Genomic DNA, 23,017 nt, shown 5'->3' on the forward strand with positions numbered 1-23,017 from the left:
CTCGTGCGCTCACGCCCTCGTACCTGTCCCGACCCCCGTCCGTCCGCTCGGCACCGTCCGCCGGGGCGTCCTCTCAGCCGTCGTCCGCGTCGGCCCCCTCCCGGCGCCCCTTCCCGTCGTCCTTGACGCCGACCGCCGCCAGCGCGGTCGTCCAGTCCCGGGCGATGGCCTGCTGCGCCTTCCGCAGGTCCGCCTTGCCCGAGCAGATCGCGTTCTTCAGTTTGGTCTCGACGACGTCCTTGGGGTTGTTGGGGCCCGCGCCGTCCTTGTGGCCGGGGGAGGGCGGCTCGACCCACAGGTTGCGCGGGTCGTTGGGGTCGCCGCCGAGCTGGAGGCTGATGAGGTGGTCGTACTCGGCCTCGCGCAGCGACTTCTTGTAGCCGTAGGAGGCGGCGTTGGCGGTCTTCTCGCGATTCGTGATGTTCGTGGGCGGCCTGATGTCCTTGGTGTAACCGGCGCGGCAGATCGTCGTCTTCAACGTGTCCGGGGTGACCTTGGGATTGGTCGCCCCGGGGGTGCACTTGGGGTCGGGCAGCGGCTCCTTGGCCGCGGTGTAGCGGTAGGCGCACGTACCGGGAGCGGGCTGCTTCTGCACGGTGTACGAGGACTGGGGGCCCGGCCCGGCCGGCACCGACCCGTCGCCGGACCCGGCGGAAGGGGCCGGTCCGCCGGGCGCGGCGGACCCGGAGGGCGAGGCCGTGGCGGAGGCCGCGGCCCCCTTGTCGGCCTTGGCGTCCGACTTCCCGTCGTCGGAATCGGACGAACAACCGGTCGTGGTCACGGCGAGGACGGCGGCCGTGGCCGCCGCCAGGGCGGCCCAGCGCGGTGCGATCGACATGCCCCATGACTACCCGCCCGCACCGCTCGTCAGCCGGGCGGCCGAAGCACACCGGCGCGCACGGGAGTCCGCCACACGCCCCGCAGCCCCTCCCGCCCCTGCCCTCCGGCGCTACAACGCCCGCAGCGCGTCCAGCTGTTCGACGAACCAGCGCGCCGGCGGCAGCGCCGTCGCCGCCGCGGCCAGCCGCTTCGACCGGTCGGCGCGCTGCCCGGGGTCCATCAGCAGCGCCTCGTGCAGGGCGCGGGCGGTGGCCTCGACGTCGTACGGATTGACGACGATCGCGTCCGCGCCCAGCTCCGCCGCGGCCCCCGCCTCCCGCGAGAGCACCAGCGCGCAGCCGTCGTCGGAGACGACCGGCACCTCCTTGGCGACCAGGTTCATCCCGTCGCGGATCGGGTTGACCAGGGCGACGTCCGCCATCCGGTACGCCGCGAGGGAGCGTGCGAAGTCGTCCTTGACGTGCAGGGCGACCGGCCGCCACCCGGGCGTCCCGAACTCCTCGTTGATCCGCTCGGCGACGCGCTCGACCTCCGCCGTGTAGTCGCGGTAGACGGCCAGGTCCTGCCGGGACGGGTACGCGAACGCGATGTGCACGACGCGCTCGTGCCACTGCGGGTGGTCCTCCAGGAGCCGCCGGAAGGCGTGCAGGCCGCGGACGATGTTCTTCGACAGCTCGGTGCGGTCCACGCGGACGATCGTCCGGCGGCCGGGCCCGACCTGCTCGCGCAGCGCGGCCATCCGCTCCTCGACGTCCGGGCGGTGGGCGCGCTCACGCAGGAAGGCGGCGTCCGCGCCGAGGCCGTGGACGCCGAGCAGGGTCGTCCGCCCGTCGAGGCGCACGGCCGCCGCCGTCCCGTCGTCCGCGCGGACGATCTCCGCGCCGAGGACGTCCGCGCAGCAGGCGGCGAACGCGTCGGCCCAGCGGCGGGTGAGGAACGCCGCGCGGTCGCCGCCCAGGACGCCGCGCAGCACCTGCGCGGCCACGTCGTCGGGGAGCAGCCGGTAGTACTCCGGCGGCGCCCAGGGGGTGTGCGAGAAGTGGCCGATGCGCAGGTCGGGGCGGCGCTCGCGGAGCAGGGCCGGGACCAGCGTCAGGTGGTAGTCCTGGACGAGCACCACGGCGCCCTCGGCGGCCTCCTCGGCGAGCGCGTCCGCGAAGGCGGCGTTGTACGTCTCGTAGGCGGCCCACTGCTCGCGGAACCCGGCGTCGAAGACGGGCTCCAGGGGCGTCTGGTAGAGCAGGTGGTGGACGAACCACAGCACCGAGTTGGCGATGCCGTTGTACGCGGCGGCGAAGGTCTCGGCCGGGACGTCGAGCATCCGCACGCCGTATCCGCCGGTGTCGGCCGGGTCGAGCCGGCGGCCCGCGCGGCGGGCGGCGAGCCGGTCGCCCTCGCCGAGCGCGGCGCAGACCCACACCGCGCCGGAGTCCGTACCGATGGCGCTGAGGCCGGAGACCAGGCCACCGCCGCCCCGGCCGGAGGTCAGGGTGCCGTCCTCGGCGACCCGGTAGGAGACCGGGCCGCGGTTGGACGCGACGACGATGGGGGCGTTCTGCACGTGCTCAGCGACCATGACGCGAGCCTTGCCACGCCGCCATCCGCTCAAACGTACGCCTCCCCCTGTCCGCGTACCCGTACCCCTACGCCGCGCGGTGCCGCGCGTACTCCGGGACCTGGGTCATCGGCGGGCGCTCCTCGGTGTCCACCGGGTACGTCCGCGGGACGAAGCCCTCCGCCGTGCGCTCGAACTGGGTCAGCTCCGGGCGGACCAGCGGCTCGCGGCCCAGCCGCAGCTGGGCGGTGCGGTAGATGGCGGCGGCCATCCGGCCCAGCGCCCGTCCGTCCTGGTGGCGGTGCTTGCGCACCCCGACGTCGACCTGGGCCAGCGCGTCCAGGCCCACCGTGTGCAGCGCGTCGACGAGCAGGCCGAGCTCCACCCCGTAGCCGACGGGGAACGGCAGCCGCTCCAGCAGCGAGCGCCGGGCCGCGTACTCGCCGCCCAGGGGCTGCACGAAACCGGCCAGTCGCGGCCAGTGCAGGTTGAGCAGCGGGCGGGCCACCAGCTCCGTCACCCGGCCGCCCTGGCCCGCCGCCTCGCCCAGCGGGCGGTCGTACATCGCCTTGACGAAGTCCACGTCCGGGTCGGTCAGCAGCGGGCCGACGATCCCGGAGACGAAGGCGGACGAGAAGTCGCGCAGGTCGGCGTCGATGAAGCAGACGACGTCGCCGGAGGTCACCAGCAGGGACCGCCACAGCACCTCGCCCTTGCCGGGGACGGCGGGCAGGCCGGGGAGCACGGCGTCCCGGTGCTCGACCCGGGCGCCGGCCGCGGCGGCGACCCGGGCCGTGCCGTCCGTCGAACCGGAGTCGAGCACCACCAGCTCGTCGACGAGCGGCACCTCGTCCGTCATGAGGTCGCGGCGGATCGCGGCGGCGATGTCCCCGACCGTGGCCTCCTCGTTCAGCGCGGGCAGGACGACGCTGACCGTGGTGCCCGTCGCGCGCTTCGCGGCGAGCAGCCGGTCGAGCGGGCGGTCCGCCGCGGTCCAGGACCGCCGGGACAGCCAGCGCTCCACCTCTTCCAGCACGTGAACGACTCCTCGCTTGTCACCGGTGTGTTGGTCCGTCTCGCGGTGCGGACCGGCCCTCTCGCCGTGCCGCACCTTCCGATACAGTCTTGAACAACGCGGAGCGCGCCCGTATGTCGGGGGTGCCGCGCGCACAAACGCCTGGGCCCCGCCCAGTGCCATACCGCTCATCCAGAGGGGCAGAGGGACACGGCCCGTTGAAGCCCCGGCAACCCTCCAGCCGGTCTCCTAGTGAGGCTCCCGGCGGGGAAGGTGCCAATTCCGTCTCGTGGCGAGGTTCGCCACGGGGAAGATGAGGAGAAAGGGCCTCGCCTCCATGGCTGTGCAAGCCGTCGAACGCGCTACTTCCTTCGGTCCCGCCGTCGCGCTGTCCTGCCGCGAGTGCGGCGAGCGCGTCCCCCTCGGACCGGTCTTCGCCTGCACCTCCTGCTTCGGCCCGCTGGAGGTCGCCTACGAGCTGCCGCTCGGCGACCCCGAGGGCCTGCGGCGGCGCATCGAGTCCGGCCCCGCGAACATCTGGCGGTACGCGCCGCTGCTGCCCGTCCCCGCCGACGTCGCCTCCCGGCCCAACCTCCGGCCCGGCTTCACCCAGCTGGTCCGGGCCGACAACCTCGCCCGCGAGCTGGGCGTGACGGGTGAACTGCACGTCAAGGACGACTCCGGCAACCCCACCCACTCCTTCAAGGACCGCGTCGTCGCGGTCGCGGTGGAGGCGGCGCGCGCCTTCGGCTTCACCACCCTCTCGTGCTCCTCGACCGGCAACCTGGCCGGCGCGGTGGGCGCGGCGGCCGCCCGCGCCGGGCTCCGGTCCTGCGTCTTCATCCCACACGACCTGGAGGCCGGCAAGGTCGTCATGGCCGCCGTCTACGGCGGCGACCTCGTCGGCATCGAGGGGACGTACGACGACGTCAACCGCTTCTGCTCGGAGCTCATCGGCGACCCGCTGGGCGAGGGCTGGGGCTTCGTCAACGTCAACCTGCGCCCCTATTACGGCGAGGGTTCCAAGACCCTCGCCTACGAGATCTGCGAACAGCTCGGCTGGCGGCTGCCCGACCAGCTCGTCGTCCCCATCGCCTCCGGCTCCCAGCTCACGAAGATCGACAAGGGGCTGCGGGAGCTGATCGCCCTCGGGCTGGTGGAGGACCGCCCGTACCGGATCTTCGGCGCCCAGGCGGAGGGCTGCTCCCCGGTCTCCCGCGCCTTCAAGGACGGCCAGGACGTGGTGCGCCCGGTCAAGCCCGACACGATCGCGAAGTCCCTGGCCATCGGCAACCCGGCCGACGGGCCGTACGTGCTCGACATCGCGCGGCGCACGGGCGGTGCCGTCGAGGACGTCACGGACCCGGAGATCGTGGACGCGATCCGGCTGCTCGCCCGTACGGAGGGCATCTTCGCGGAGACGGCCGGGGGCGTGACGGTGGGCGTGACGCGGAAGCTGCTGGAGGCGGGGGTGCTGGATCCCTCGCTGACGACCGTGGTGCTGAACACCGGGGACGGGCTGAAGACGCTGGACGCGGTGGCGGCGGGGCCGTCGGTGACGATCCGGCCGAGCCTGGGGGCTTTCCGGGAGGCGGGGCTGGGGTAGGGGGAGCGGCCCCGGTCCCTCCCCCCAGAGGAGGCGCCCCCAACGGGCTGAATCGTGCACCCACGCACCACACCACTCACAAGAAAGCAGAGCACCCCCATGAGCGTCACCGTCCGCATCCCCACCATCCTCCGCACCTACACCGACGGCCGCGCCGAAGTCCCCGCCCAGGGATCCACCCTTTCCGAGGTGATCGGCGACCTGGAGAAGAACCACCCGGGCATCGCCGCCCGCCTCCTCGACGACGCCGGCAAACTGCGCCGCTTCGTCAACGTCTATGTCAACGACGACGACGTCCGCTTCGAGGGCGGTCTGACGGCGGCGACCCCGGACGGCGCGGGCGTTTCGATCATCCCGGCGGTGGCGGGCGGCTGAGCGTCCGGGAGGCAGGAGTCGCGCAGAACCGGGAATCGCCCCGACCGCTAAGCGGACGGGGCGATTCCGTCTGTTGAAGCGCGATACAGTTGTGGCGTTCCCCCTCCGGTGTCAGAGCCGAACGCATATGAGAACCCGTCAAGTTGCGCGCGAATTACGCGCGCGAATTGTCGGGTTGGCTGGCCTATGTCCGGCCCGACTTGCCCTGGAACATCCCCTGTTGGGTGGTTATCGACGCTCGGCGACGCCGGTATTTCTCGTCCGTCTGACCTGTTGCAGACGGCATCCGTGCAGATACATTCAGCCGCGGTCGACGCGTTCCGGCGCACACCCCTCGGTGTCACAAGGGGTGAGGTCTGACCCGGGTCCGCGAAGTGCGGTCCTGCGCAAGGGCCAGTAATAGGGGAGTTAGGCATGGCTCAGGGCACCGTCAAGTGGTTCAACGCGGAGAAGGGGTACGGCTTCATCGCGGTCGACGGTGGTGCGGATGTTTTCGTCCACTACAGCGCGATTCAGATGGACGGCTACCGCACCCTGGAAGAGGGGCAGCGGGTCGAGTTCGAGATCTCGCAGGGCCAGAAGGGACCTCAGGCCGACATGGTGAAGGTGACCGCCTGACCGCGGCGCATCGACCACCGATCGCTCAGTCTGCCGAAGGGGTCCGCACCGGGAGGTGCGGACCCCTTCGTCGTGCCCGGCCGTGACGTCCGGCCTTGCCGTGCCCGGCTTCGTCGCGTCCGGTCGTCCGGTCACCCGACCGGGCCGGCGGCGCGGGGAGTGCGCCCGGGTCCGACGGGGAAGGGTCTCCGGGGTGCCTCCGGGATGACCTCCGGGACGACCCGGAGGAGTCTCCGGAATCCGTTCGAAACAAGGCCCGGAACCCCTCCGGGACGGTGTCCGGGACCACCCCGGTCTTCGGAGGGACGCTTGCACTCGGAGGTGCCGAGTGCTAATCATTGGCTTAGCACTCTCCGAGTGAGAGTGACAGACTTGGACCGTCGGTGAGGTCCACGAGCCCGGCGGGGCAAGGAACCGCCGAGCGTGTGGACCGTCCGTCGCGGGCGCCTGCGCGGTCCGGAGCAATCCACCCCCAGTCCGGGAGGACCACTTCACATGGCCAAGATCATCGCGTTCGACGAGGAGGCGCGGCGCGGCCTTGAGCGCGGTATGAACCAGCTCGCCGACGCCGTCAAGGTCACCCTCGGCCCCAAGGGCCGCAACGTCGTCCTTGAGAAGAAGTGGGGCGCCCCCACGATCACCAACGATGGTGTCTCCATCGCCAAGGAGATCGAGCTGGAGGACCCGTACGAGAAGATCGGCGCCGAGCTGGTCAAGGAGGTCGCGAAGAAGACGGACGACGTCGCCGGTGACGGCACGACGACCGCGACCGTCCTCGCCCAGGCGCTGGTCCGCGAGGGTCTGCGCAACGTGGCCGCCGGCGCCAACCCCATGGCCCTGAAGCGCGGTATCGAGAAGGCCGTCGAGGCCGTCTCCGCCGCCCTCCTGGAGCAGGCGAAGGACGTGGAGACCAAGGAGCAGATCGCCTCCACGGCCTCCATCTCCGCCGCCGACACGCAGATCGGCGAGCTCATCGCCGAGGCGATGGACAAGGTCGGCAAGGAAGGCGTCATCACCGTCGAGGAGTCCCAGACCTTCGGTCTGGAGCTGGAGCTCACCGAGGGTATGCGCTTCGACAAGGGCTACATCTCGGCGTACTTCGCCACCGACATGGAGCGTATGGAGGCGTCCCTCGACGACCCGTACATCCTGATCGTCAACTCGAAGATCAGCTCGGTCAAGGACCTGCTGCCGCTCCTCGAGAAGGTCATGCAGTCCGGCAAGCCGCTGCTGATCATCGCCGAGGACGTCGAGGGCGAGGCCCTGTCGACCCTGGTCGTCAACAAGATCCGCGGCACCTTCAAGTCCGTCGCCGTCAAGGCCCCGGGCTTCGGCGACCGCCGCAAGGCCATGCTCGGCGACATCGCCATCCTCACCGGTGGCACGGTCATCTCGGAGGAGGTCGGCCTCAAGCTGGAGAACGCCGGTCTCGACCTGCTCGGCCGCGCCCGCAAGGTCGTCATCACCAAGGACGAGACGACCATCGTCGACGGTGCCGGTGACAGCGACCAGGTCCAGGGCCGCGTCAACCAGATCCGCGCCGAGATCGAGAACAGCGACTCGGACTACGACCGCGAGAAGCTCCAGGAGCGCCTCGCGAAGCTGGCCGGCGGCGTGGCCGTCATCAAGGCCGGTGCCGCGACCGAGGTCGAGCTCAAGGAGCGCAAGCACCGCATCGAGGACGCCGTTCGCAACGCGAAGGCGGCCGTCGAGGAGGGCATCGTCGCCGGTGGTGGCGTGGCCCTGCTCCAGGCCTCCCAGGTGTTCGAGAAGCTGGAGCTCGAGGGCGACGAGGCCACCGGTGCCAACGCCGTCAAGCTGGCCCTGGAGGCCCCGCTCAAGCAGATCGCCGTCAACGGTGGTCTCGAGGGCGGCGTCGTCGTGGAGAAGGTCCGCAACCTGACCGTCGGCCACGGCCTCAACGCCGCGACCGGCGAGTACGTCGACATGATCGCCGAGGGCATCATCGACCCGGCGAAGGTCACCCGCTCCGCCCTGCAGAACGCCGCCTCCATCGCGGCGCTCTTCCTCACCACCGAGGCCGTCATCGCCGACAAGCCGGAGAAGGCCGCCGCGGCCGCTCCGGGCGGCATGCCCGGTGGCGAGATGGACTTCTGAGCCGACCCGGCTCACCAGTCCCGAGGCAGACGGACCGAGGGCGGCATCCCCATCACGGGGATGCCGCCCTCGGGCGTTTCCTGGGGAAGCCGAAGAAGTACGTGGCGAGGAAGCCGGCCGCGTACCCGACCAACAGCCCCGCCGCGTACACCACTACCGCCTCGACCGGCCCTTGGTCCCCTCTCAGCAGTGGGAACAACGCCCAGCCGGAGGGTCCGATCGCCGTGGCGCCCACCGTGCCGCCCCCGCCCTGCGCCATGAAGCCCACGAACCCGCCGCCGAAGGCGCCTCCCACACAGGCCGTCGCGAAGGGCCGCCCCAGCGGCAGCGAGACCCCGTAGACCAGCGGCTCGCCGACGCCCAGCAGCCCGGCCGGAAGGGCCGAACGCACCGTGCGCCGCACCGAGATGTCATCCGGCAGCCGCAGGTAGACAGCGACCGCCGCTCCCACCTGGCCCGCGCCCGCCATGGCGAGGATCGGCAGCAGGACCGTGCTGCCCCGCTCGGCGATCAGGGTGGCGTGGACCGGGATCAGCGCCTGATGCAGCCCCAGCATCACCAGCGGCAGGAACAGCCCGCCGAGCACGAACCCGGCCACGGCACCCCCGTGCGACAGCAGCCAGTCCGCGAACCACCCCACCGCGCTTGACGCTTCACCCGCCGCCCACATCAGCCCGTACAGCGTCGCCAGTCCCGGCAGCAGCACGGTGAGCGTGGGAGTGACCAGGACGTCCAGCGCCTCGGGCACGACGCGCCGGCACCCCCGCTCCACGGCCACCGCCAGCAGCGCCGCGGCCAGCGCCCCGAGGACTCCGCCCTGCCCGGGCGTCAACCCCCGTCCGAACACCTCCACTTGCGCCAGCCCGGGCCAGACGGCCACGGCCGCGACGGCGCCGCCGAGGACCGGCGTGCCGCCGAACTCCTTCGCCGTCCGGTACCCGACGAAGACGCCGATCAGCGACATGAACCCGGACGCGACGGCGTTCAACGCCGGCACGAGGGCGGGCGCCCACCGGAGGTTGGCGAGCAGGCCGGCGAGGCCGGCGATGACGCCGCAGCCGATCAGGGCGGGGATGAGGGGGACGAAGATCCGGGTGACGCGGCGGAGGGTTTGCCTGGTGGGGGCGGCGGTCCGCGCCTGGCGTTCGGCACGGAGGGCCGCGGCCACCCGGGTGACCGTCCCCGGGCCCAGGACCACCTGGACGGCCGTGCCGTCCATGACCACTCCGAGGACGCCGGGTGTGGCCCGGAGTTCCGCCGACCGGACGAGGGCGGGGTCCACGACGTCCACGCGGAGGCGGGTCATGCAGTGGGTGACGGAGCGGAGGTTGGCGGGGCCGCCTAGGAGGGGGAGGAGGAGGGTGGGGGTGAGGTGGGGGTGCTCGGTGGGCATGGGGGATGTGTGCCACGTGGCGGTGCCGTTTGTAACGGGTGGGGTGCCCCGGTCCCGCCCTTTCACCGTTTCTTGCGGGGGCCGGCCCCCGCACCCCCTGAAACCGCGCTCCGCGCGGTTGTCCTCAAACGCCGGACGGGCTGATTCCAGCCCGTCCGGCGTTTGAGGACGAGCGGCGGAGCCGCGACAAGCGGGGTCTGGGGCGGCAGCCCCAGGAAACGGCGAAAGGGCGGGACCGGGGCTCACCTCTCCCGCGCCGCCTCCAGCGCCGCCCGCAGATGACCCCCGGCCTCTTCCAGCAGCCGGCCGGCGGTGGCGGCGTCCACCCCACTCAGCAGCACCAGGATCGCGTGCTTCACCTCTCCGCCCGTGGCCGTCAGCGCCGCCTCGATCTCGGCGTCGTCCGCCCCCGTCGCGAGCGCGACGATGTGCCGGGAACGAGCCCGCAGCTTCGCGTTCGAGGCGCGGAGGTCGACCATCAGGTTCCCGTACGTCTTGCCGAGGCGGATCATGGTGATGGTCGAGATCATGTTGAGGACGAGCTTCTGGGCGGTGCCGGCCTTGAGGCGGGTGGAGCCGGTGAGGAGCTCGGGGCCGACGACGACCTCGATGGGGTGGTCGGCGGCGGCGCCCAGCGCGGAGTTCTCGTTGCAGGAGAGGCCGACGGTGAGGGCGCCGGCCGCGCGGGCCCGGGTGACCGCGGTGACGGCGTACGGGGTGCGGCCGGAGGCGGAGACGCCGACGACCGTGTCGTCGGGGGTGAGGCCGAGCGCGGCGAGGTCGGCGGCGGCGGCCTCCGCGTCGTCCTCCGCGCCCTCGACGGCCGTCAGCAGCGCCTCCGGGCCGCCGGCGATCAGTCCGACCACCCGGCCGGGCTCGGTGGCGAACGTCGGCGGGCACTCGCTGGCGTCCAGCACCCCGAGCCGTCCCGCCGTGCCCGCGCCCGCGTAGACCAGCCGGCCGCCGCGGGCCATCCGTTCGGCGGTCGCGTCGATGGCGGCGGCGATGGCGGGCAGCCGGCCGGCGACGGCGGCGGCGACCGTCGCGTCGTCGGCGTTCATGACGGTCGCGATGTCCAGGGTCGGCAGCCGGTCGATGTCCGCCAGCTCGGGGCGGAACGCCTCCGTGGTGAGGTGCGCGAGCTGGGCGCGGAGGGCGTCCAGGGCGGGGGTCGACGGCATGGTGGCCTCGCTCGGTCTCGGTCAGCGCGGGTCGGGCCGCGCGGCGTGGCGGTGGACGAGTGCCTCGTAGGAGGCGGAGAGGGCGGGCGCGGCCCGCTCGTAGGTCCGCTGCGCGACGCCGATGAACAGGCAGTCCACGACCAGCAGCTGGCTGGTCCGGCTGGACATGGCCGCCGGGCGCAGTTCGCTCTCCCGGGCCGTGGACGTGGCGAGGACGTGGTCGGCGTACTGGCCGATGCCGCCGGCCGGGTCGCCGGTGACGGCGACGGTGGTGGCGCCGTGCTCGAAGGCGACCCGCAGCGGTTCGACGACGTCGGTCGTCCGGCCGGAGTGGGTGATGGCGATGGCGACGTCGCCGGAGCGGAGCTGGACGGCGTTGGTGACGGCGAGGTGCGGGTCGGCGGGGGCGTGCGCGATCACGCCGATGCGCAGCAGCTTCTGGACGAGGTCCTGGCCGACGAGGTTGGACGCGCCGATGCCGTAGACGTCGACGCGCCGGGCGGCGGCGACCGCGGCCACCGCCGCCTCCAGGGCGGTGGTGTCGAGCCCGGCCGCCGTGTCGGCCAGGCACTGGGCCTCGTCGTGCGCGAGCTTGGCGACCACGCTCGGCAGCGGATCGTCCACGGCGATGTCCGCGGTGACCGCCGGGGCGCGGCCCGCCGCCCGCTCCGCGGCCAGGGCGGCGAGCGCGAGGCGCAGCTGGCGGTAGCCGGGGTAGCCGAGCACGCGGGCGGTGCGGACGACGGTGGCCTCGCTGGTGCCGGTGCGCTGGGCGAGTCCGGTGACGGTCAGGGCGGCGGAGCCCGCCGGGTCGGCGACGAGGGCGTCGGCGACCCGCCGCATGGAGCGGGTCATGGTCGGCGCGAGCGTACGGGCCTTGGCGGCGAGCGCGCCGGGAACGGGCGGGGTGACGGGCCTGTGCAGCGGCGGTGGGAGACGGCGTTCGGCGCTTTCCTTCGGATCGCTGCTCACCCGTTGAAAGGTATTTTCAGCCGGATGTGCCGTCAACCTTTCGCGTCCCGGACAATGGTGCACATGGAGCTCGAACAAGCACTGCACGCGGCCCGGGCGCTCGTCCTCGACGACCTGACCGCCGGGGGCGTGGCCGAGCCGGACGTGGTCTCGCTGGTCGAGGACGCGGTGGCCGGCCGGCGGTGGTGGGTCGAGCAGTGGCCGGAGGGCGTGTCGTTCGTCGCCGGGCTGATCGCCCAGGACGTCCAGGACGCGCTGCTGGAGCGGCATGGCCGCTGGCCGCTGTGCCCGGTCTGCACGGACTCCGGGGACCCGCACGCCCTGGAGGTCGAACCGGAGCTGGGCCCGGACCCGCACTGGGCCTGTACGAAGCAGGCGGTGATCGTGGCGCCCGTCGGGCATCTGGCGTCGGCCCTGCGCGGCTGACGGCGGCCCGGCCGGGACGGCGGAGCGTGGAATCGAAGGCGATCGGGTGACGCTTTACATCGACCCGCCGCAGTGGCCGGGGCACGGCCGTATGTGGTCGCACCTGGTGAGCGACGTCAGCTTCGACGAGCTGCACGCCTTCGCCGCCCGCATGGGCCTGCCCGGGCGGGCCTTCGACGGCGACCACTACGACGTGGCGGCGTCCTCGTACGCGGAGGCGGTGCGGCTCGGCGCGGTGGAGGTGCGGAGCCGGGACGTGGTGCGGCTGCTGAGGGCGGCGGGGCTGCGGAGGCGGAAGCGGCCGGGGGCGCGTCCGGGGTGAGTCCGATGGGGTGAGGGGGCGTGCCCGGGCTGAGGTCCGGCCGGGGGAGGGGCGCGCCCGGTGCGGGCCCGCGCTACGTGGTGAGCAGCGCGAGCTCCGTCGTGAGGTTGTGCCGGGCGGCGCGCTCCCACCGCTCGTACCCCCGCGGGGTGCGGAACAGCCGCGGCAGGTCGAGCAGTTGGCGCAGGACGGCCGCGCGGCCGGCCCGGAACGCCTCGTCCGGTACGAAGCCGTACTCCTGGCGCACCTCCGCCGCGTAGGTCGCGTACGCCTCGGGCGAGCCGCCCAGGACGGCGAGATCGGCGTCGCACAGCAGCTCGCCGTTGCGGTCGCCGGGGGCCGGGTCGTGGCCGACGGTCAGCAGGACGAGCCGGACGACCTCGGCGGTGACGTCCTCGGGCATCCCCAGTTCCGCCAGGGCGCGGCCCGCGAGCCGGGCGCTGCGCTCCTCGTTGGTGGAGCGTTCGGGCAGGTAGACGGCGTCGTGGAACCAGGCGGCGAGCCGGACGGCGGCGAGGTCGCGGTCCGTTTCCGCATGCTCGGCGAGTTCGTCGACGCGGTCGAGGACGGCGGTGAGGTGGGCGGTGGTGTGGTAGCGGCGCTGCGGCTCCGACCAGCGGGTGAGCAGGTCGGCGGCGTAGCGGGCGGGGTCCGGGCCGCCGGATTCCGGATGGTGGGTTTCGGGGCCGTCGGAATCCGGGTGGTCGGACTCTGGGCCGCGGGCCGTGCGGACGGCGTCGGCCCAGCGGGCTTCGAGGGACGGGTCGGCGGAGGTGGCCATGGGGCCATTGTGGGGGAATCGAGGGGTCTGCTTCCTCGGCGGGCGCCGGTGTGGCACCCTTGTTACATGTCTAGACCAATTCTCGAAGTGATCGCGCTGGACGCGGCGGACGCGGTGGCGGCGCGGACCGGTGGGGCCGACCGGTTGGAACTGGTCAGCGACATGGCGGCCGACGGCCTGACCCCCTCGCTGGAGACCTTCGCGCGGGTGCGGGAGGCCGTCGACATCCCCGTCCGCGTGATGCTGCGGTCCTCCGACGGCTTCGGGGCCGGCGGCGCGGCGGAGCTCGACGCGCTGTGCGCCGCGGCGGGGGCGCTGCGGGCGGAGGGCGCCGAGGAGTTCGTCCTCGGGTTCCTCGGCGAGGACGGGCGGGCGGACCTCGCCGCCGTCGACGCGCTGTGCGACGTGATCGGGCCGGACGCCCGGTGGACGTTCCACCGGGCCATCGACCGGGCCGCGGATCGGGACGCGCTGCGGAAGCAGCTGGCCGATCGGCCCGGTCTCGACACGTATCTGACCGCCGGGTCTCCTTCCGGTGTGGACGACGGGCTCGCCACGCTGCTGGCCGAGGCGGCGCGGGGGGACGAGCCCGGGTACGAGCCGCGGATCCTCGTGGGCGGCGGGCTCAAGTTGAAGCATGTGCCGGTGCTGTTGGAGGCCGGTATCGACGGGTTCCACATCGGTGGGGCGTCCCGGCCGGGGGGTTGGGACGCGCCGGTGGATGTGGCGGCGGTGCGGGCTTGGCGTGAGGTGCTCGGGGGGTAGGCGGGGTGGGGGTGCCCCGGCCCCTCCCCCAGAGGGGGGCACCCCCACTTCGCCGTTCCCTGGGGCTGCGCCCCAGCCCCCTGAGCGCGGCTTCGCCGCTCGTCCTCACACGCCGGACGGGCTGACCAGCCGCGTTTCCTCCGCGGCCTGCGGGCGGGGCGGCCGCCGGACCGTCCCCAGCGTGACGGCCACCGCGCCCGCCATCGCCACCACCGACACCACGGGGAACCACCGCCCCCCGAGCACGTCGATCGCCGTGCTCCCCACCACTCCCGCCGCCGCCAGCCCGAGGTAGAGCGCGCTGCTGTTCAGCGACATCAGCAGGGGTGCGCTCGGCGGATCGACGGAGACCAGGCGGTGCGGCAGGGCGACGGCCATCGACCAGCCGACGAGCGGGCTGACGGCGGCGTAGCAGAGTGCCCCGGGCATCGAGCCGGAGAGCAGCGGCAGGGCCCCGTACGCGAGCGCCCCGAGGACACCACCGGTGAGCAGGACCGCGCGGACGCCCAGCCGGTCGACGAGCCGGCCGCCCAGCCAGTTGCCCGCCATCGATGCGAGGCCGGACACCAGCAGGATCAGCGAGAGCCGGTCCTGGTCGCCGCCCGTGGCCGGGCGGACCGCCGTCGCCAGGTAGATGTAGACGGAGTTGACGGCGACGAAGACGAGGAACGTCGTGAACGTCCCCGCGATCACTTGGCGGTTGCGAAGCGGCGCCAGGCGTTCCCGTATGCCGGGTGCGGCCGTCGCGGTGGGCAGGTCGCGCAGCAGCGCGGCGAGGCCGGCGAGCGCGGCGCCGCCCAGGGCGGTGACCAGCCACATCGTCCAGCGCCAGTCGGCGCGTCCGAGGTAGGCGCCCAGGGGGACGCCGAGCACGGTGGCCACGGTCATGCCGCCGAGCACGGTGGCGATGGCGCGCCCGCGCCGCTCCGGCGGGACGAGGGTGGTGGCGACGGCGTTGGCCGTCGGGGTGTAGAGCGCGGCGCCGGCGGCGGCGAGGATCCGGGTGGCGAGCAGTGTTCCGTAGCCCGGGGCGAGCGCGCTGAGCGCGTTCGCCAGCGTGAAGACCGCGAGCGCGGTGAACAGCACCCGCCGCCGGTCCCAGCGCGCGGTCACCGTGGCGAGGACGGGCGCGAGGAGCGCGTAGGCCAGGCCGAAGACGGTGACGAGCTGTCCGGCGGCGGCGAGGGAGGTGTCCAGGTCGTCGGCGATGCCGTCGAGGATGCCGGTCATGACCATGGAGTCGGTGCCGACGGCGAACGCGCCGAGGGCGAGCAGGAACAGGCGGAGACGCACGGGAGTCCTTCCGGGCAGTTCCGGGCAGGTAAGGTTGGACGTGCGTCAAACAATAGAGATTGTTGGATGACTGTCAAACGGAAATGGCGGCCGGGCGGGCCTCAACTCCTGTGAAGCGGCGCCCCTGTGACGGAAGGTGGGAACGGTGACGACTGTGGAGGGAGAGCTGCTGCCGCAGCCCGACGCCGAGGACATCCGGCTGGAGAAGGTCCTCAACGCGCTGGGGGACCCCGTCCGCCTGCACCTGTTCCGCGCCTTCGCCACCGACGAGCAGTGCGACTGCGACGGCGCCCGTCTCGGCCTCGGCCACCTGCACAAGTCGACGCTCTCGCACCACATGCGCGTCCTGCGCGAGGCCGGAGTCACCTCTACGCGCGCGGTCGGCCGCAACCGCCACGTCGCCCTGCGCCGCGCGGACCTCGACGCGCGCTTCCCGGGGCTGGTCGACGCGTTGCTGGCGGCGGGCGGGGAGGGCGGCGGCGCGGCGGACACCGGAGCCGGTGGCGAGGCGGGCGCCGGGGCCGGCGGAGCCGGGTGACGGCTGCCGGCCCGGGTGCGCCGCCCCCGCCGCCTACTCGGGCCGCCCGTCCTGGGCGACGGCGGCGATCAGGCCCTGGATCGGGTCCTCGCCGTCCTCGCCCCCGCCGATCGCGGCGGCCTCGGCGCTGCGCGGGAACATGGCCCGCTCGTACGCGGTGAGCGCGGCCTCGACGTCGCCCGGGTGCGCGGCGAGAGCCTGGCCCAGCTCGGCGCCGTCGAGCATCGCCAGGTTGGCGCCCTCGCCGTTCGGAACCGCGAGGTGGGCGGCGTCACCGAGCAGGGTCACCCCCGGCACCCGCTCCCAGCGGTGTTCGGCCCGCAGGGCGTAGAGGGGGCGCAGGACCGGCGCGACGTCGCTGTCCGTGATCAGCGCGGTGAGCTCCGGCGCCCAGCCGTCGAACTCCCGCGCGATCCGCTCGGTGGCCGCGGCGGCGTCGGTGAAGTCGATGCCGGCGAACCACTCCAGCGGCTCGACCACGCCCACGTAGGCGTGCAGCGTGTCGCCCTTCTCCCGGTGCGCGAAGATCTCCCGGCCCGGCTTGGCCGCCATCATCGACCCGCCGCCGACCGTCTTCGCGACGGCGGCGTGCCGGGTGTCGGCGTCGTACAGGTAGGTCTCGACGACCGACCGGCCGCTGTACTCCGGTTCGGCGGCGGAGAGCAGCGGGCGGATTCGCGACCACGCGCCGTCCGCGCCGACCAGCAGGCTCGTCACGACGGTACGGCCGTCGGCGAACGTCACCTCGTGCCGGCCGTCGCCGAGCGTACGGGCGCCGGTGACCTTGTGCCCCCACCGGACGGTCCCGGCCGGGAGCGAGTCGAGCAGCATCCGCCGCAACTCGCCGCGCTGCACCTCGGGGCGGCCGCCCGTGCCGTCGTCGACCTTGTCGAACAGCACGGTCCCGTCCGGCGCGAGCACCCGCATGGCCTGGCGGCCCTCCAGGACGAGCCCCCGGAACTCGTCCGTCAACCCGGCCGCCTCAAGGGCGATCTGACCGTTGTAGTCGTGGATGTCGAGCATTCCGCCCTGCGAACGCGCGGCCGGGGAGGACTCCGCCTCGTAGACCGCCGACGGTATGCCGTGGACGTGCAGGACGCGGGCGAGCGCGAGTCCGCCGAGACCGGCGCCGATGATCGTCACTTCGGTAGCCATGGGGATGCCTTCCTGATCGTGACCCGCCGGGCGGACTCCCCGGCGCATCACGCCGGGAGCGCCGCCCCGGTGGGCCGGGACGCTGTGATGCTGGTGACCGGCGCCGATGACGACCGGCTCCGACCGCTCCAATGTCCCTTCGCCCACCGACAGACGGCCGACAGCCCACCGACCGCCACCGGTCGCCCCCGACAATCGGCCGACGGGGGGAACGGACGGGTTTGTCGGTGCGGCACGCTCGACGCGGTGCGCCCGGGCGGGCGGTGCGGGGGCCGCGCGTGAGGGGGCGTCACTCAAGGACGGCGCCCGGGTGCGTCACCCGGCCGCGTCGCCGGGGCGGGGCCGCGCGGGCGCGTCAGCCGGGTGCGCCAGCCGGGCGCTTGACCCCGGGCCCGTCATCTGGGCGGGTCCGCGCGAGTGCGTCAGCCGGGCGGGTCACGCGGGCCCGTCGCCCGGGCCCTCGCCTCGGGCCCTGCGCCCGGGCGCGCTACCTGAACGCGCCAGCCGGGCGCTTCAGCCGGCCGCGTCACCCGAGTGCGTCAGCCGGGCAGGTCCCCGCGAACGCGTCAGCCGGGCGCCTCACCCCGGTCCCGTCACCCGGCCGCGCCGCCCGAGTGCGTCAGTCGGGCAGGTCCCCGCGAACGCGTCAGCCGGGCGGTTCATCCTGGGCCCGCCACCCGAGTGCGTCAGCCGGGCGGCGCCCGGGTGCGTCACCCCAAAGCCGTCGGCAGCGGCTGCGCGTGCAGCACTGTCAGGCCGGAGACCGCTCGGGTGAGGGCCACGTACAGCCGTCGCAGGCCGGTGCGTTCGTCCGGTTCGCCGGTGACGATGGCGGTGGGCTCGTCGAGGACGACGTGGTCGTACTCCAGGCCCTTGGCGAGGGAGGCCGGTACGAGGGTGAGGCGGGCGTCGGCGGTGGTCTCCTCGCCCGGGGCGAGGTGGGGGAGGCCGGCGTCGGCGAGGGCCGTGGCCAGGGCGGGGATCCGGGCGTCCGCCGCGATCAGGCCGATGGAGCCCTCGCGGCGGAGCGCGGCGCGGCAGGCGGCGACGACCGCGTCGTCCAACGCGTCGGGCCCGGCGACGGCGCGTACCGCGAAGTCGCCGGCGGCCTCGCGCACCGACGTCGCCTCGGACAGGCCGGGGGCGATGGCGGGCAGCAGCCGCGACGCGTAGGCGATCACCTCGCGGGGGACGCGGAAGCCCTGCGTCAGCTCCTCGACGGCCGCGTCCGGCTTGCCCAGATGGGCGAGCGCCTCGCGCCAACTCGCCGTCGCCCACGGGGTGGTGCCCTGCGCGATGTCGCCGAGGACGGTCGCCGAACCGGTGGTGCAGCGGCGGCCGACCGCCCGGTACTGCATGGGGGACAGGTCCTGCGCCTCGTCCAGCACCACATGCCCGAGCGACGGCGTCCGCTGGACGAGGTCCGCCGCCTCGTCGATCAGCACCGCGTCCGCCGCCGACCACTTGGCCGTCCGCACGCTCCGCGCGGGCTTCGCCCACAGCACGGCCCGCTGTTCGTCCTCCGTCAGCAGGCCCGCCGCGTGCTCGGCGAGGAACTCCGGCTCGGACAGCAGCCGCAGCACCAGCTTCGCCGGGTCGACGGCCGGCCAGACGGCCTTGACCGCCGCCTTCACGGCGGGGTTGCGGGCCACCGCGTCCTGCACCCGGTCGTCCGGCGCCTCGCCCGCCTGCTCCATCCGGACGAGCACGGCGTGCGCGATGCGCTGCGGCAGGGCCTCGCGGGCGGCGCCGTAGCGGATGTCGCGGGCGAGGAGTTCACGGACGATCTCCTCCACCTCGTACGCCGGGACGCGCCAGCGCCGCGAGCCGCGCACGACGACCACCGGGTCCACCGGCATCGTCACGCCCGAGCGGACCGCGCGCCGCAGTACCTCCGCCATCCGGGCGTCGCCCTTGACCGTCGCCGCCTCGGCGGAGTCCGTCCCGCGCACCTCCACGTGCGCGACGAGGTCGTCCACCGTGGCCTGCGCGACGTTCAACTCGCCCAGGGCGGGCAGTACTTGCTCGATGTAGCGGAGGAAGGACCGGTTCGGCCCGACGACCAGCGTGCCGGTGCGGGCGAGCCGCTCGCGGTGGGCGTAGAGCAGGTACGCGACGCGGTGCAGGCCCACCGCCGTCTTCCCGGTGCCGGGCGCCCCCTGGACGCACACCGTGCCGCCGATCCCGGCGCGGACGATCTCGTCCTGTTCCGGCTGGATCGTCGCGACGATGTCCCGCATCGGTCCGACGCGCGGGCGCTCGATCTCCGCCTGGAGCAGCGCGCTCGCCCGCTCGGTGCCCGACGCGTCCGTCAGGTCCTCGTCCTCGTACGCCGTCAACTCGCCGCCGGTGTACCCGAAGCGGCGCCGCCGCCCGACGCCCAGCGGCTCCTTCTTCGACGCCCGGTAGAACGGCTGCGAGACGGGTGCGCGCCAGTCGACGACCATGGGATCGCCGTGCGCGTCGTGCACGTGCCGCCGCCCGATGTAGAACCGCTCCTCGCCGCCGCCTTCCCCCGTCGCGTCGGCCGGCGCCTCCTCGTAGTCGAGCCGCCCGAAGAAGAGGGGGGCGTGCGCGAGATCGGCGAGCGCCGTGATGCGCTCCTCGATCTGGCGGTTCAGGACCTCCGCGTTGACCCAGTTGGCCGTGACGTCCTTGATGTCGAGCGCCTCGACGTCCTCCCGCATCGCGCGCAACGCGGCCCGGGAGGCCGCGAGATGGGCCCGCTCACGGGCGAGCGGGTCTTCGTGACGGCTGTCGGACTGCTGGTCGGGGGCGTGCGCGGGCACGGCATGGCCTCCAGGGCGGGGGGCGGTGGGCGTACGGTACGAGCGAGGAGGCCGGCCGGTTTCCGTCCGGGCGGCGGCGCTCCCGGGACACGCGGCGGGAGGCGGAAGTCCGCGATTCTACGGACGGGGGCGGGGCGGCGCCAATGAATTTCCGCGCGCCCCTGATGCGCTCCCGGGGTGCCCCCGAGGTACCCCGGGGCGGTTCTCAGGGTCGGAGTCCGTCTCCCGTAGGGGTCGGCATGATCCCTGAGTCGTACGGCGGGCCGCCCGCGTTTACACCGCCAGAGCGATGTCCGGCGGACCCGCGGAACCCATCATGGACACATGACCACCGCAGGGATCACCTCAGCCGCCCAGGGCGCCGAGCACGGCGCCTCCACCGCCCTCTCCCACGCCTTCCGCGCCCTCAAGGTGTTCGCCGGCACGGCCGTCAGCGTCGTCCTCCTCGGCCGCTTCGAGGGGGAGGAAGCGCTGGTCAAGCGCTGACGGGCGGCGTCTCAGTCCTCCACCAGGAGGATGTCCGCGTCGTCGGGGATGCGCAGCGCGACCAGCAGCAGCCGCCCGCGGGACACCATGTACTCCGCGACGATCCGCGAGGTGAGACGGATCTCCCGGTCCTGCTCGCCGGCCCCGACGGGACGGGACAGCTCGGTGTAGGGGACCCTCGCCAGTAGATCCACGGCCTTCTCGAAGGAGGCCCTGCGCGCCGGGTCGAGACGGTCCCGCTCGCGCGCCGCCTGTTCGGTGTACAGCACCTCGTGGAGGTCCTGGTGGGGCACTGTTCCCTCCGCGCCTCGACCGATGCTGCGGCCAGGCTACCGAGCGGAGCCCCGTCTTCGGGCGTACTCGCCTGAGTACCGCTACCCCCGCGGATTGAGTACCCGACCCGATCCGCCGGCCGCCGCCCGCCGATGGAATGGCGGTATGACAACCACCACCACACGAACCCCTTCAGCCGCCCCCGCCACCGGCCGGTTCCGCCGGCTGGCACACCGGACCGACCGGCGGCTCGGCGCGCGGGACGAACACTGGGCGAAGGGCCCCGCCGTCGTCTCCCTCCTCGCTCTCCCCGCGCTGCTGTGGTACGCGTTCGGCGACGGGTTCCTGATCTTCGACGACGGTCCGCTGGCGGCCGTGCTGTTCGCCGGAGCCCTCGCCCTGGCGGTGGCGTGGCTGCTGCCGCACCGGGAGTCGATGCGGTCCGCGCGCCTCACCTTCGCGGTCACCGCGGTCACCCTGATCGTGCTGCCGGTCGTGCTGACCGTCGTCACGGTGGTGGTCGTGGTCTTCGGCTTCGCCCTCGCCTCGGGGCCCGCCTGACGCCTGCCCCGCCGGAGCCTCAGGCGTCGTCCCCCGCCAGCAGCTCGTCCGCGTCCACGATCCGGTACGCGTACCCCTGCTCCGCCAGGAACCGCTGCCGGTGGGCCGCGAAGTCCTGGTCGATCGTGTCGCGGGCGACGACCGAGTAGAAGCGCGCCTCGTGCCCGTCCGCCTTCGGGCGGAGGACGCGGCCGAGCCGCTGGGCCTCCTCCTGGCGGGAGCCGAACGTGCCGGAGACCTGGATGGCGACGGTCGCCTCCGGCAGGTCGATGGAGAAGTTCGCGACCTTCGACACGACGAGCACCGAGATCTCGCCCTGCCGGAACGCGTCGAACAGCTTCTCGCGCTGCGCGTTGCTCGTCTCGCCCTTGATGACCGGCGCGCCCAGGTGCTCGCCCAGCTCGTCGAGCTGGTCGATGTACTGGCCGATGACCAGCGTCTGCTCACCCGCGTGCCGCCGCACCAGCGCCTCGGTGACCTTCCGCTTCGTGGCCGTCGTCGCGCAGAAGCGGTACTTCTCCTCCGCCTCGGCCGTCGCGTACGCCAGCCGCTCCCCGTCCGTGAGGTTGACGCGGACCTCGACGCAGTCCGCGGGCGCGATGTACCCCTGCGCCTCGATCTCCTTCCACGGCGCGTCGAACCGCTTCGGCCCGATCAGCGAGAACACGTCCGACTCCCGCCCGTCCTCCCGGACGAGCGTCGCCGTCAGCCCGAGCCGCCGCCGGGCCTGGAGGTCGGCGGTGAACTTGAAGACCGGCGCGGGCAGCAGGTGCACCTCGTCGTAGACGACCAGGCCCCAGTCGCGGGAGTCGAACAGCTCCAGGTGGGGATAGATCCCCTTCCGCTTGGTGGTCAGCACCTGGTACGTGGCGATGGTGACCGGGCGGATCTCCTTCCGCGTCCCGCTGTACTCGCCGATCTCGTCCTCGGTGAGCGACGTCCGCTTCACCAGCTCGTGCTTCCACTGCCGGGCGGAGACCGTGTTCGTGACGAGGATCAGCGTCGTCGCCTTGGCCTCGGCCATCGCCCCGGCCCCGACCAGCGTCTTCCCCGCGCCGCAGGGCAGTACGACGACGCCGGAGCCGCCGTGCCAGAAGCCGTCGACGGCCTGCCGCTGGTACGGGCGCAGCGCCCAGCCGTCCTCGCGCAGTTCGATCGGGTGCGCCTCGCCGTCCACGTACCCGGCCAGGTCCTCGGCGGGCCAGCCCAGCTTCAGCAGCGCCTGCTTGATCTGGCCGCGCTCGGACGGGTGCACGGCGACGGTGTCGGGGTCGATCCGGGTGCCGACGAGCGGCTTGATCTTCTTCGACCGCAGGATCTCCTCCAGCACCGGCCGGTCCGTGGTCTCCAGGACCAGCCCGTGCACGGGGTGCTTCACCAGCCTCAGCCGGCCGTAGCGCGCCATCGTCTCGGCGACGTCCACGAGCAGCGCGTGCGGCACGGGGTAGCGGGAGTGGCTGACGAGCGCGTCGACGACCTGCTCGGCGTCGTGCCCGGCCGCCCGCGCGTTCCACAGGCCGAGCGGCGTCACCCGGTAGGTGTGCACGTGCTCGGGGGCGCGCTCCAGCTCGGCGAAGGGCGCGATCGCCCGGCGGCAGGCTTCGGCCTGCTCGTGGTCGACCTCCAGGAGGAGCGTCTTGTCCGACTGGACGATCAGCGGTCCGTTCACGTACGTGTCCGTCCTTCCGTGGGGCCGTCCGTCCTTCTGTGCGGCCAAACGTCCAGTGTGCCTCATCCGCCGGGGGCGGCGGGGGGTGGCGGGAGAGGCCCCGGACCCCGCTTGTCGCGGCTTCGCCGCTCGTCCTCAAACGCCGGACGGGCTTGATTTCGCGCCCGGGCGCACGATTCAGCCCGTCCGGCGTTTGAGGACAACCGCGCGGAGCGCGGTTTCGGGGGTGCGGGGGCTTGCCCCCGCAAGAAACGGTGAATGGGGGTGCCCCCTCTGGGGGAGGGGC

The 23,017-nt window shown here is 73.5% G+C and carries 22 protein-coding genes and 1 riboswitch; of the genes, 10 read left to right on the plus strand and 12 right to left on the minus strand.

Features of this window, described 5'->3' with window-relative positions:
- Positions 1-73 precede the first annotated feature (73 nt).
- From J7W19_RS18945 to J7W19_RS18955, 3 genes are all read right to left on the minus strand, one after another.
- The gene (locus J7W19_RS18945; RefSeq protein ID WP_004954170.1) at positions 74-838 is read right to left on the minus strand and encodes a hypothetical protein; all 765 of its coding nucleotides are present in this window, start codon (positions 836-838) and stop codon (positions 74-76) included.
- A 111-nt stretch (positions 839-949) separates the two neighbouring features.
- Positions 950-2,416 (minus strand): alpha,alpha-trehalose-phosphate synthase (UDP-forming), encoded by a 1,467-nt coding sequence (locus tag J7W19_RS18950; RefSeq protein ID WP_004954168.1) that lies wholly within the window; start codon positions 2,414-2,416, stop codon positions 950-952.
- A 67-nt stretch (positions 2,417-2,483) separates the two neighbouring features.
- The gene (locus J7W19_RS18955; protein WP_004954166.1) at positions 2,484-3,431 is read right to left on the minus strand and encodes a glucosyl-3-phosphoglycerate synthase; all 948 of its coding nucleotides are present in this window, start codon (positions 3,429-3,431) and stop codon (positions 2,484-2,486) included.
- 164 nt (positions 3,432-3,595) lie between these two features.
- Positions 3,596-3,730: riboswitch (SAM riboswitch) on the plus strand.
- A gap of 17 nt (positions 3,731-3,747) precedes the next feature.
- Between J7W19_RS18955 and thrC the strand changes: the two genes are divergently transcribed.
- From thrC to groL, 4 genes are all read left to right on the plus strand, one after another.
- Positions 3,748-5,016 carry a threonine synthase gene (gene thrC, locus J7W19_RS18960; protein ID WP_004954163.1) on the plus strand — a complete coding sequence of 423 codons (1,269 nt, stop codon included), beginning with the start codon at positions 3,748-3,750 and terminating at the stop codon, positions 5,014-5,016.
- A 99-nt stretch (positions 5,017-5,115) separates the two neighbouring features.
- Positions 5,116-5,391 carry a MoaD/ThiS family protein gene (locus J7W19_RS18965; RefSeq protein ID WP_004954160.1) on the plus strand — a complete coding sequence of 92 codons (276 nt, stop codon included), beginning with the start codon at positions 5,116-5,118 and terminating at the stop codon, positions 5,389-5,391.
- A 414-nt stretch (positions 5,392-5,805) separates the two neighbouring features.
- The gene (locus J7W19_RS18970; RefSeq protein WP_004954158.1) at positions 5,806-6,009 is read left to right on the plus strand and encodes a cold-shock protein; all 204 of its coding nucleotides are present in this window, start codon (positions 5,806-5,808) and stop codon (positions 6,007-6,009) included.
- Between the two features lie 495 nt (positions 6,010-6,504).
- Positions 6,505-8,127: a chaperonin GroEL gene (gene groL / locus J7W19_RS18975; RefSeq protein WP_004954155.1), complete on the plus strand. Its 1,623-nt coding sequence runs from the start codon at positions 6,505-6,507 to the stop codon at positions 8,125-8,127.
- 52 nt (positions 8,128-8,179) lie between these two features.
- On the opposite strand, the gene J7W19_RS18980 is transcribed toward groL, so the two are convergent.
- From J7W19_RS18980 to J7W19_RS18990, 3 genes are all read right to left on the minus strand, one after another.
- Complete coding sequence (locus J7W19_RS18980) at positions 8,180-9,520, minus strand: PTS transporter subunit EIIC (protein WP_004954152.1); 1,341 nt, start codon at positions 9,518-9,520, stop codon at positions 8,180-8,182.
- Between the two features lie 242 nt (positions 9,521-9,762).
- Positions 9,763-10,701, minus strand: a complete 939-nt coding sequence (gene murQ, locus J7W19_RS18985) for an N-acetylmuramic acid 6-phosphate etherase (RefSeq protein WP_004945027.1) — start codon at positions 10,699-10,701, stop codon at positions 9,763-9,765.
- Positions 10,702-10,722: 21 nt separating this feature from the next.
- Positions 10,723-11,673, minus strand: coding sequence for a MurR/RpiR family transcriptional regulator (locus J7W19_RS18990; protein ID WP_004945030.1), 951 nt, complete (start codon positions 11,671-11,673; stop codon positions 10,723-10,725).
- Between the two features lie 63 nt (positions 11,674-11,736).
- Between J7W19_RS18990 and J7W19_RS18995 the strand changes: the two genes are divergently transcribed.
- Together J7W19_RS18995 and J7W19_RS19000 are read left to right on the plus strand one after the other, a co-directional pair.
- The gene (locus tag J7W19_RS18995; protein ID WP_004945032.1) at positions 11,737-12,099 is read left to right on the plus strand and encodes a hypothetical protein; all 363 of its coding nucleotides are present in this window, start codon (positions 11,737-11,739) and stop codon (positions 12,097-12,099) included.
- 46 nt (positions 12,100-12,145) lie between these two features.
- Positions 12,146-12,421, plus strand: a complete 276-nt coding sequence (locus J7W19_RS19000) for a DUF4031 domain-containing protein (protein ID WP_040889837.1) — start codon at positions 12,146-12,148, stop codon at positions 12,419-12,421.
- A 73-nt stretch (positions 12,422-12,494) separates the two neighbouring features.
- On the opposite strand, the gene J7W19_RS19005 is transcribed toward J7W19_RS19000, so the two are convergent.
- Positions 12,495-13,202: an HD domain-containing protein gene (locus J7W19_RS19005; RefSeq protein ID WP_004945037.1), complete on the minus strand. Its 708-nt coding sequence runs from the start codon at positions 13,200-13,202 to the stop codon at positions 12,495-12,497.
- 66 nt (positions 13,203-13,268) lie between these two features.
- Between J7W19_RS19005 and J7W19_RS19010 the strand changes: the two genes are divergently transcribed.
- On the plus strand, positions 13,269-13,967 hold the full coding sequence (locus J7W19_RS19010) for a copper homeostasis protein CutC (RefSeq protein WP_040889860.1): 699 nt from the start codon (positions 13,269-13,271) through the stop codon (positions 13,965-13,967).
- A gap of 105 nt (positions 13,968-14,072) precedes the next feature.
- On the opposite strand, the gene J7W19_RS19015 is transcribed toward J7W19_RS19010, so the two are convergent.
- Positions 14,073-15,260 carry an MFS transporter gene (locus J7W19_RS19015; protein WP_004945043.1) on the minus strand — a complete coding sequence of 396 codons (1,188 nt, stop codon included), beginning with the start codon at positions 15,258-15,260 and terminating at the stop codon, positions 14,073-14,075.
- A 145-nt stretch (positions 15,261-15,405) separates the two neighbouring features.
- On the opposite strand from J7W19_RS19015, the gene J7W19_RS19020 reads away from it, so the two are divergent.
- Positions 15,406-15,798: an ArsR/SmtB family transcription factor gene (locus J7W19_RS19020; RefSeq protein WP_201768220.1), complete on the plus strand. Its 393-nt coding sequence runs from the start codon at positions 15,406-15,408 to the stop codon at positions 15,796-15,798.
- Positions 15,799-15,831: 33 nt separating this feature from the next.
- Here J7W19_RS19020 and J7W19_RS19025 read toward each other — a convergent pair whose 3' ends face one another.
- Together J7W19_RS19025 and J7W19_RS19030 are read right to left on the minus strand one after the other, a co-directional pair.
- On the minus strand, positions 15,832-16,953 hold the full coding sequence (locus J7W19_RS19025) for an FAD-dependent oxidoreductase (protein ID WP_040889842.1): 1,122 nt from the start codon (positions 16,951-16,953) through the stop codon (positions 15,832-15,834).
- A 710-nt stretch (positions 16,954-17,663) separates the two neighbouring features.
- Complete coding sequence (locus J7W19_RS19030; RefSeq protein ID WP_004945050.1) at positions 17,664-19,742, minus strand: HelD family protein; 2,079 nt, start codon at positions 19,740-19,742, stop codon at positions 17,664-17,666.
- Between the two features lie 324 nt (positions 19,743-20,066).
- On the opposite strand from J7W19_RS19030, the gene J7W19_RS19035 reads away from it, so the two are divergent.
- Entirely contained in the window at positions 20,067-20,228 is a 162-nt protein-coding gene (locus J7W19_RS19035; RefSeq protein WP_154080443.1) for a hypothetical protein, read from the plus strand.
- Positions 20,229-20,239: 11 nt separating this feature from the next.
- Here the strand turns inward: J7W19_RS19035 and J7W19_RS19040 are convergent, their stop codons facing one another.
- Complete coding sequence (locus tag J7W19_RS19040; protein WP_004945051.1) at positions 20,240-20,521, minus strand: hypothetical protein; 282 nt, start codon at positions 20,519-20,521, stop codon at positions 20,240-20,242.
- Positions 20,522-20,666: 145 nt separating this feature from the next.
- Here J7W19_RS19040 and J7W19_RS19045 point away from each other — a divergent pair, with 145 nt between their 5' ends.
- Positions 20,667-21,062 carry a hypothetical protein gene (locus J7W19_RS19045; RefSeq protein ID WP_004945054.1) on the plus strand — a complete coding sequence of 132 codons (396 nt, stop codon included), beginning with the start codon at positions 20,667-20,669 and terminating at the stop codon, positions 21,060-21,062.
- 19 nt (positions 21,063-21,081) lie between these two features.
- Here the strand turns inward: J7W19_RS19045 and J7W19_RS19050 are convergent, their stop codons facing one another.
- Positions 21,082-22,731 carry a DNA repair helicase XPB gene (locus J7W19_RS19050; protein ID WP_004945057.1) on the minus strand — a complete coding sequence of 550 codons (1,650 nt, stop codon included), beginning with the start codon at positions 22,729-22,731 and terminating at the stop codon, positions 21,082-21,084.
- Positions 22,732-23,017 lie beyond the last annotated feature (286 nt).

Origin of the sequence: Streptomyces mobaraensis NBRC 13819 = DSM 40847 (genome assembly GCF_017916255.1) — a bacterium.
Taxonomy (GTDB): Bacteria; Actinomycetota; Actinomycetes; order Streptomycetales; family Streptomycetaceae; genus Streptomyces; species Streptomyces mobaraensis.

Excerpts from the sequence above, each read along its gene's own strand:
- J7W19_RS18945 (WP_004954170.1), bottom strand. The coding sequence starts at position 838 with ATGTCGATCGCACCGCGCTGGGCCGCCCTGGCGGCGGCCACGGCCGCC.
- J7W19_RS18950 (WP_004954168.1), bottom strand. The coding sequence starts at position 2,416 with ATGGTCGCTGAGCACGTGCAGAACGCCCCCATCGTCGTCGCGTCCAAC.
- thrC (WP_004954163.1), top strand. The coding sequence starts at position 3,748 with ATGGCTGTGCAAGCCGTCGAACGCGCTACTTCCTTCGGTCCCGCCGTC.
- J7W19_RS18965 (WP_004954160.1), top strand. The coding sequence starts at position 5,116 with ATGAGCGTCACCGTCCGCATCCCCACCATCCTCCGCACCTACACCGAC.
- J7W19_RS18970 (WP_004954158.1), top strand. The coding sequence starts at position 5,806 with ATGGCTCAGGGCACCGTCAAGTGGTTCAACGCGGAGAAGGGGTACGGC.
- groL (WP_004954155.1), top strand. The coding sequence starts at position 6,505 with ATGGCCAAGATCATCGCGTTCGACGAGGAGGCGCGGCGCGGCCTTGAG.
- J7W19_RS18980 (WP_004954152.1), bottom strand. The coding sequence starts at position 9,520 with ATGCCCACCGAGCACCCCCACCTCACCCCCACCCTCCTCCTCCCCCTC.
- murQ (WP_004945027.1), bottom strand. The coding sequence starts at position 10,701 with ATGCCGTCGACCCCCGCCCTGGACGCCCTCCGCGCCCAGCTCGCGCAC.
- J7W19_RS18995 (WP_004945032.1), top strand. The coding sequence starts at position 11,737 with ATGGAGCTCGAACAAGCACTGCACGCGGCCCGGGCGCTCGTCCTCGAC.
- J7W19_RS19005 (WP_004945037.1), bottom strand. The coding sequence starts at position 13,202 with ATGGCCACCTCCGCCGACCCGTCCCTCGAAGCCCGCTGGGCCGACGCC.
- J7W19_RS19010 (WP_040889860.1), top strand. The coding sequence starts at position 13,269 with ATGTCTAGACCAATTCTCGAAGTGATCGCGCTGGACGCGGCGGACGCG.
- J7W19_RS19025 (WP_040889842.1), bottom strand. The coding sequence starts at position 16,953 with ATGGCTACCGAAGTGACGATCATCGGCGCCGGTCTCGGCGGACTCGCG.
- J7W19_RS19035 (WP_154080443.1), top strand. The coding sequence starts at position 20,067 with ATGACCACCGCAGGGATCACCTCAGCCGCCCAGGGCGCCGAGCACGGC.
- J7W19_RS19045 (WP_004945054.1), top strand. The coding sequence starts at position 20,667 with ATGACAACCACCACCACACGAACCCCTTCAGCCGCCCCCGCCACCGGC.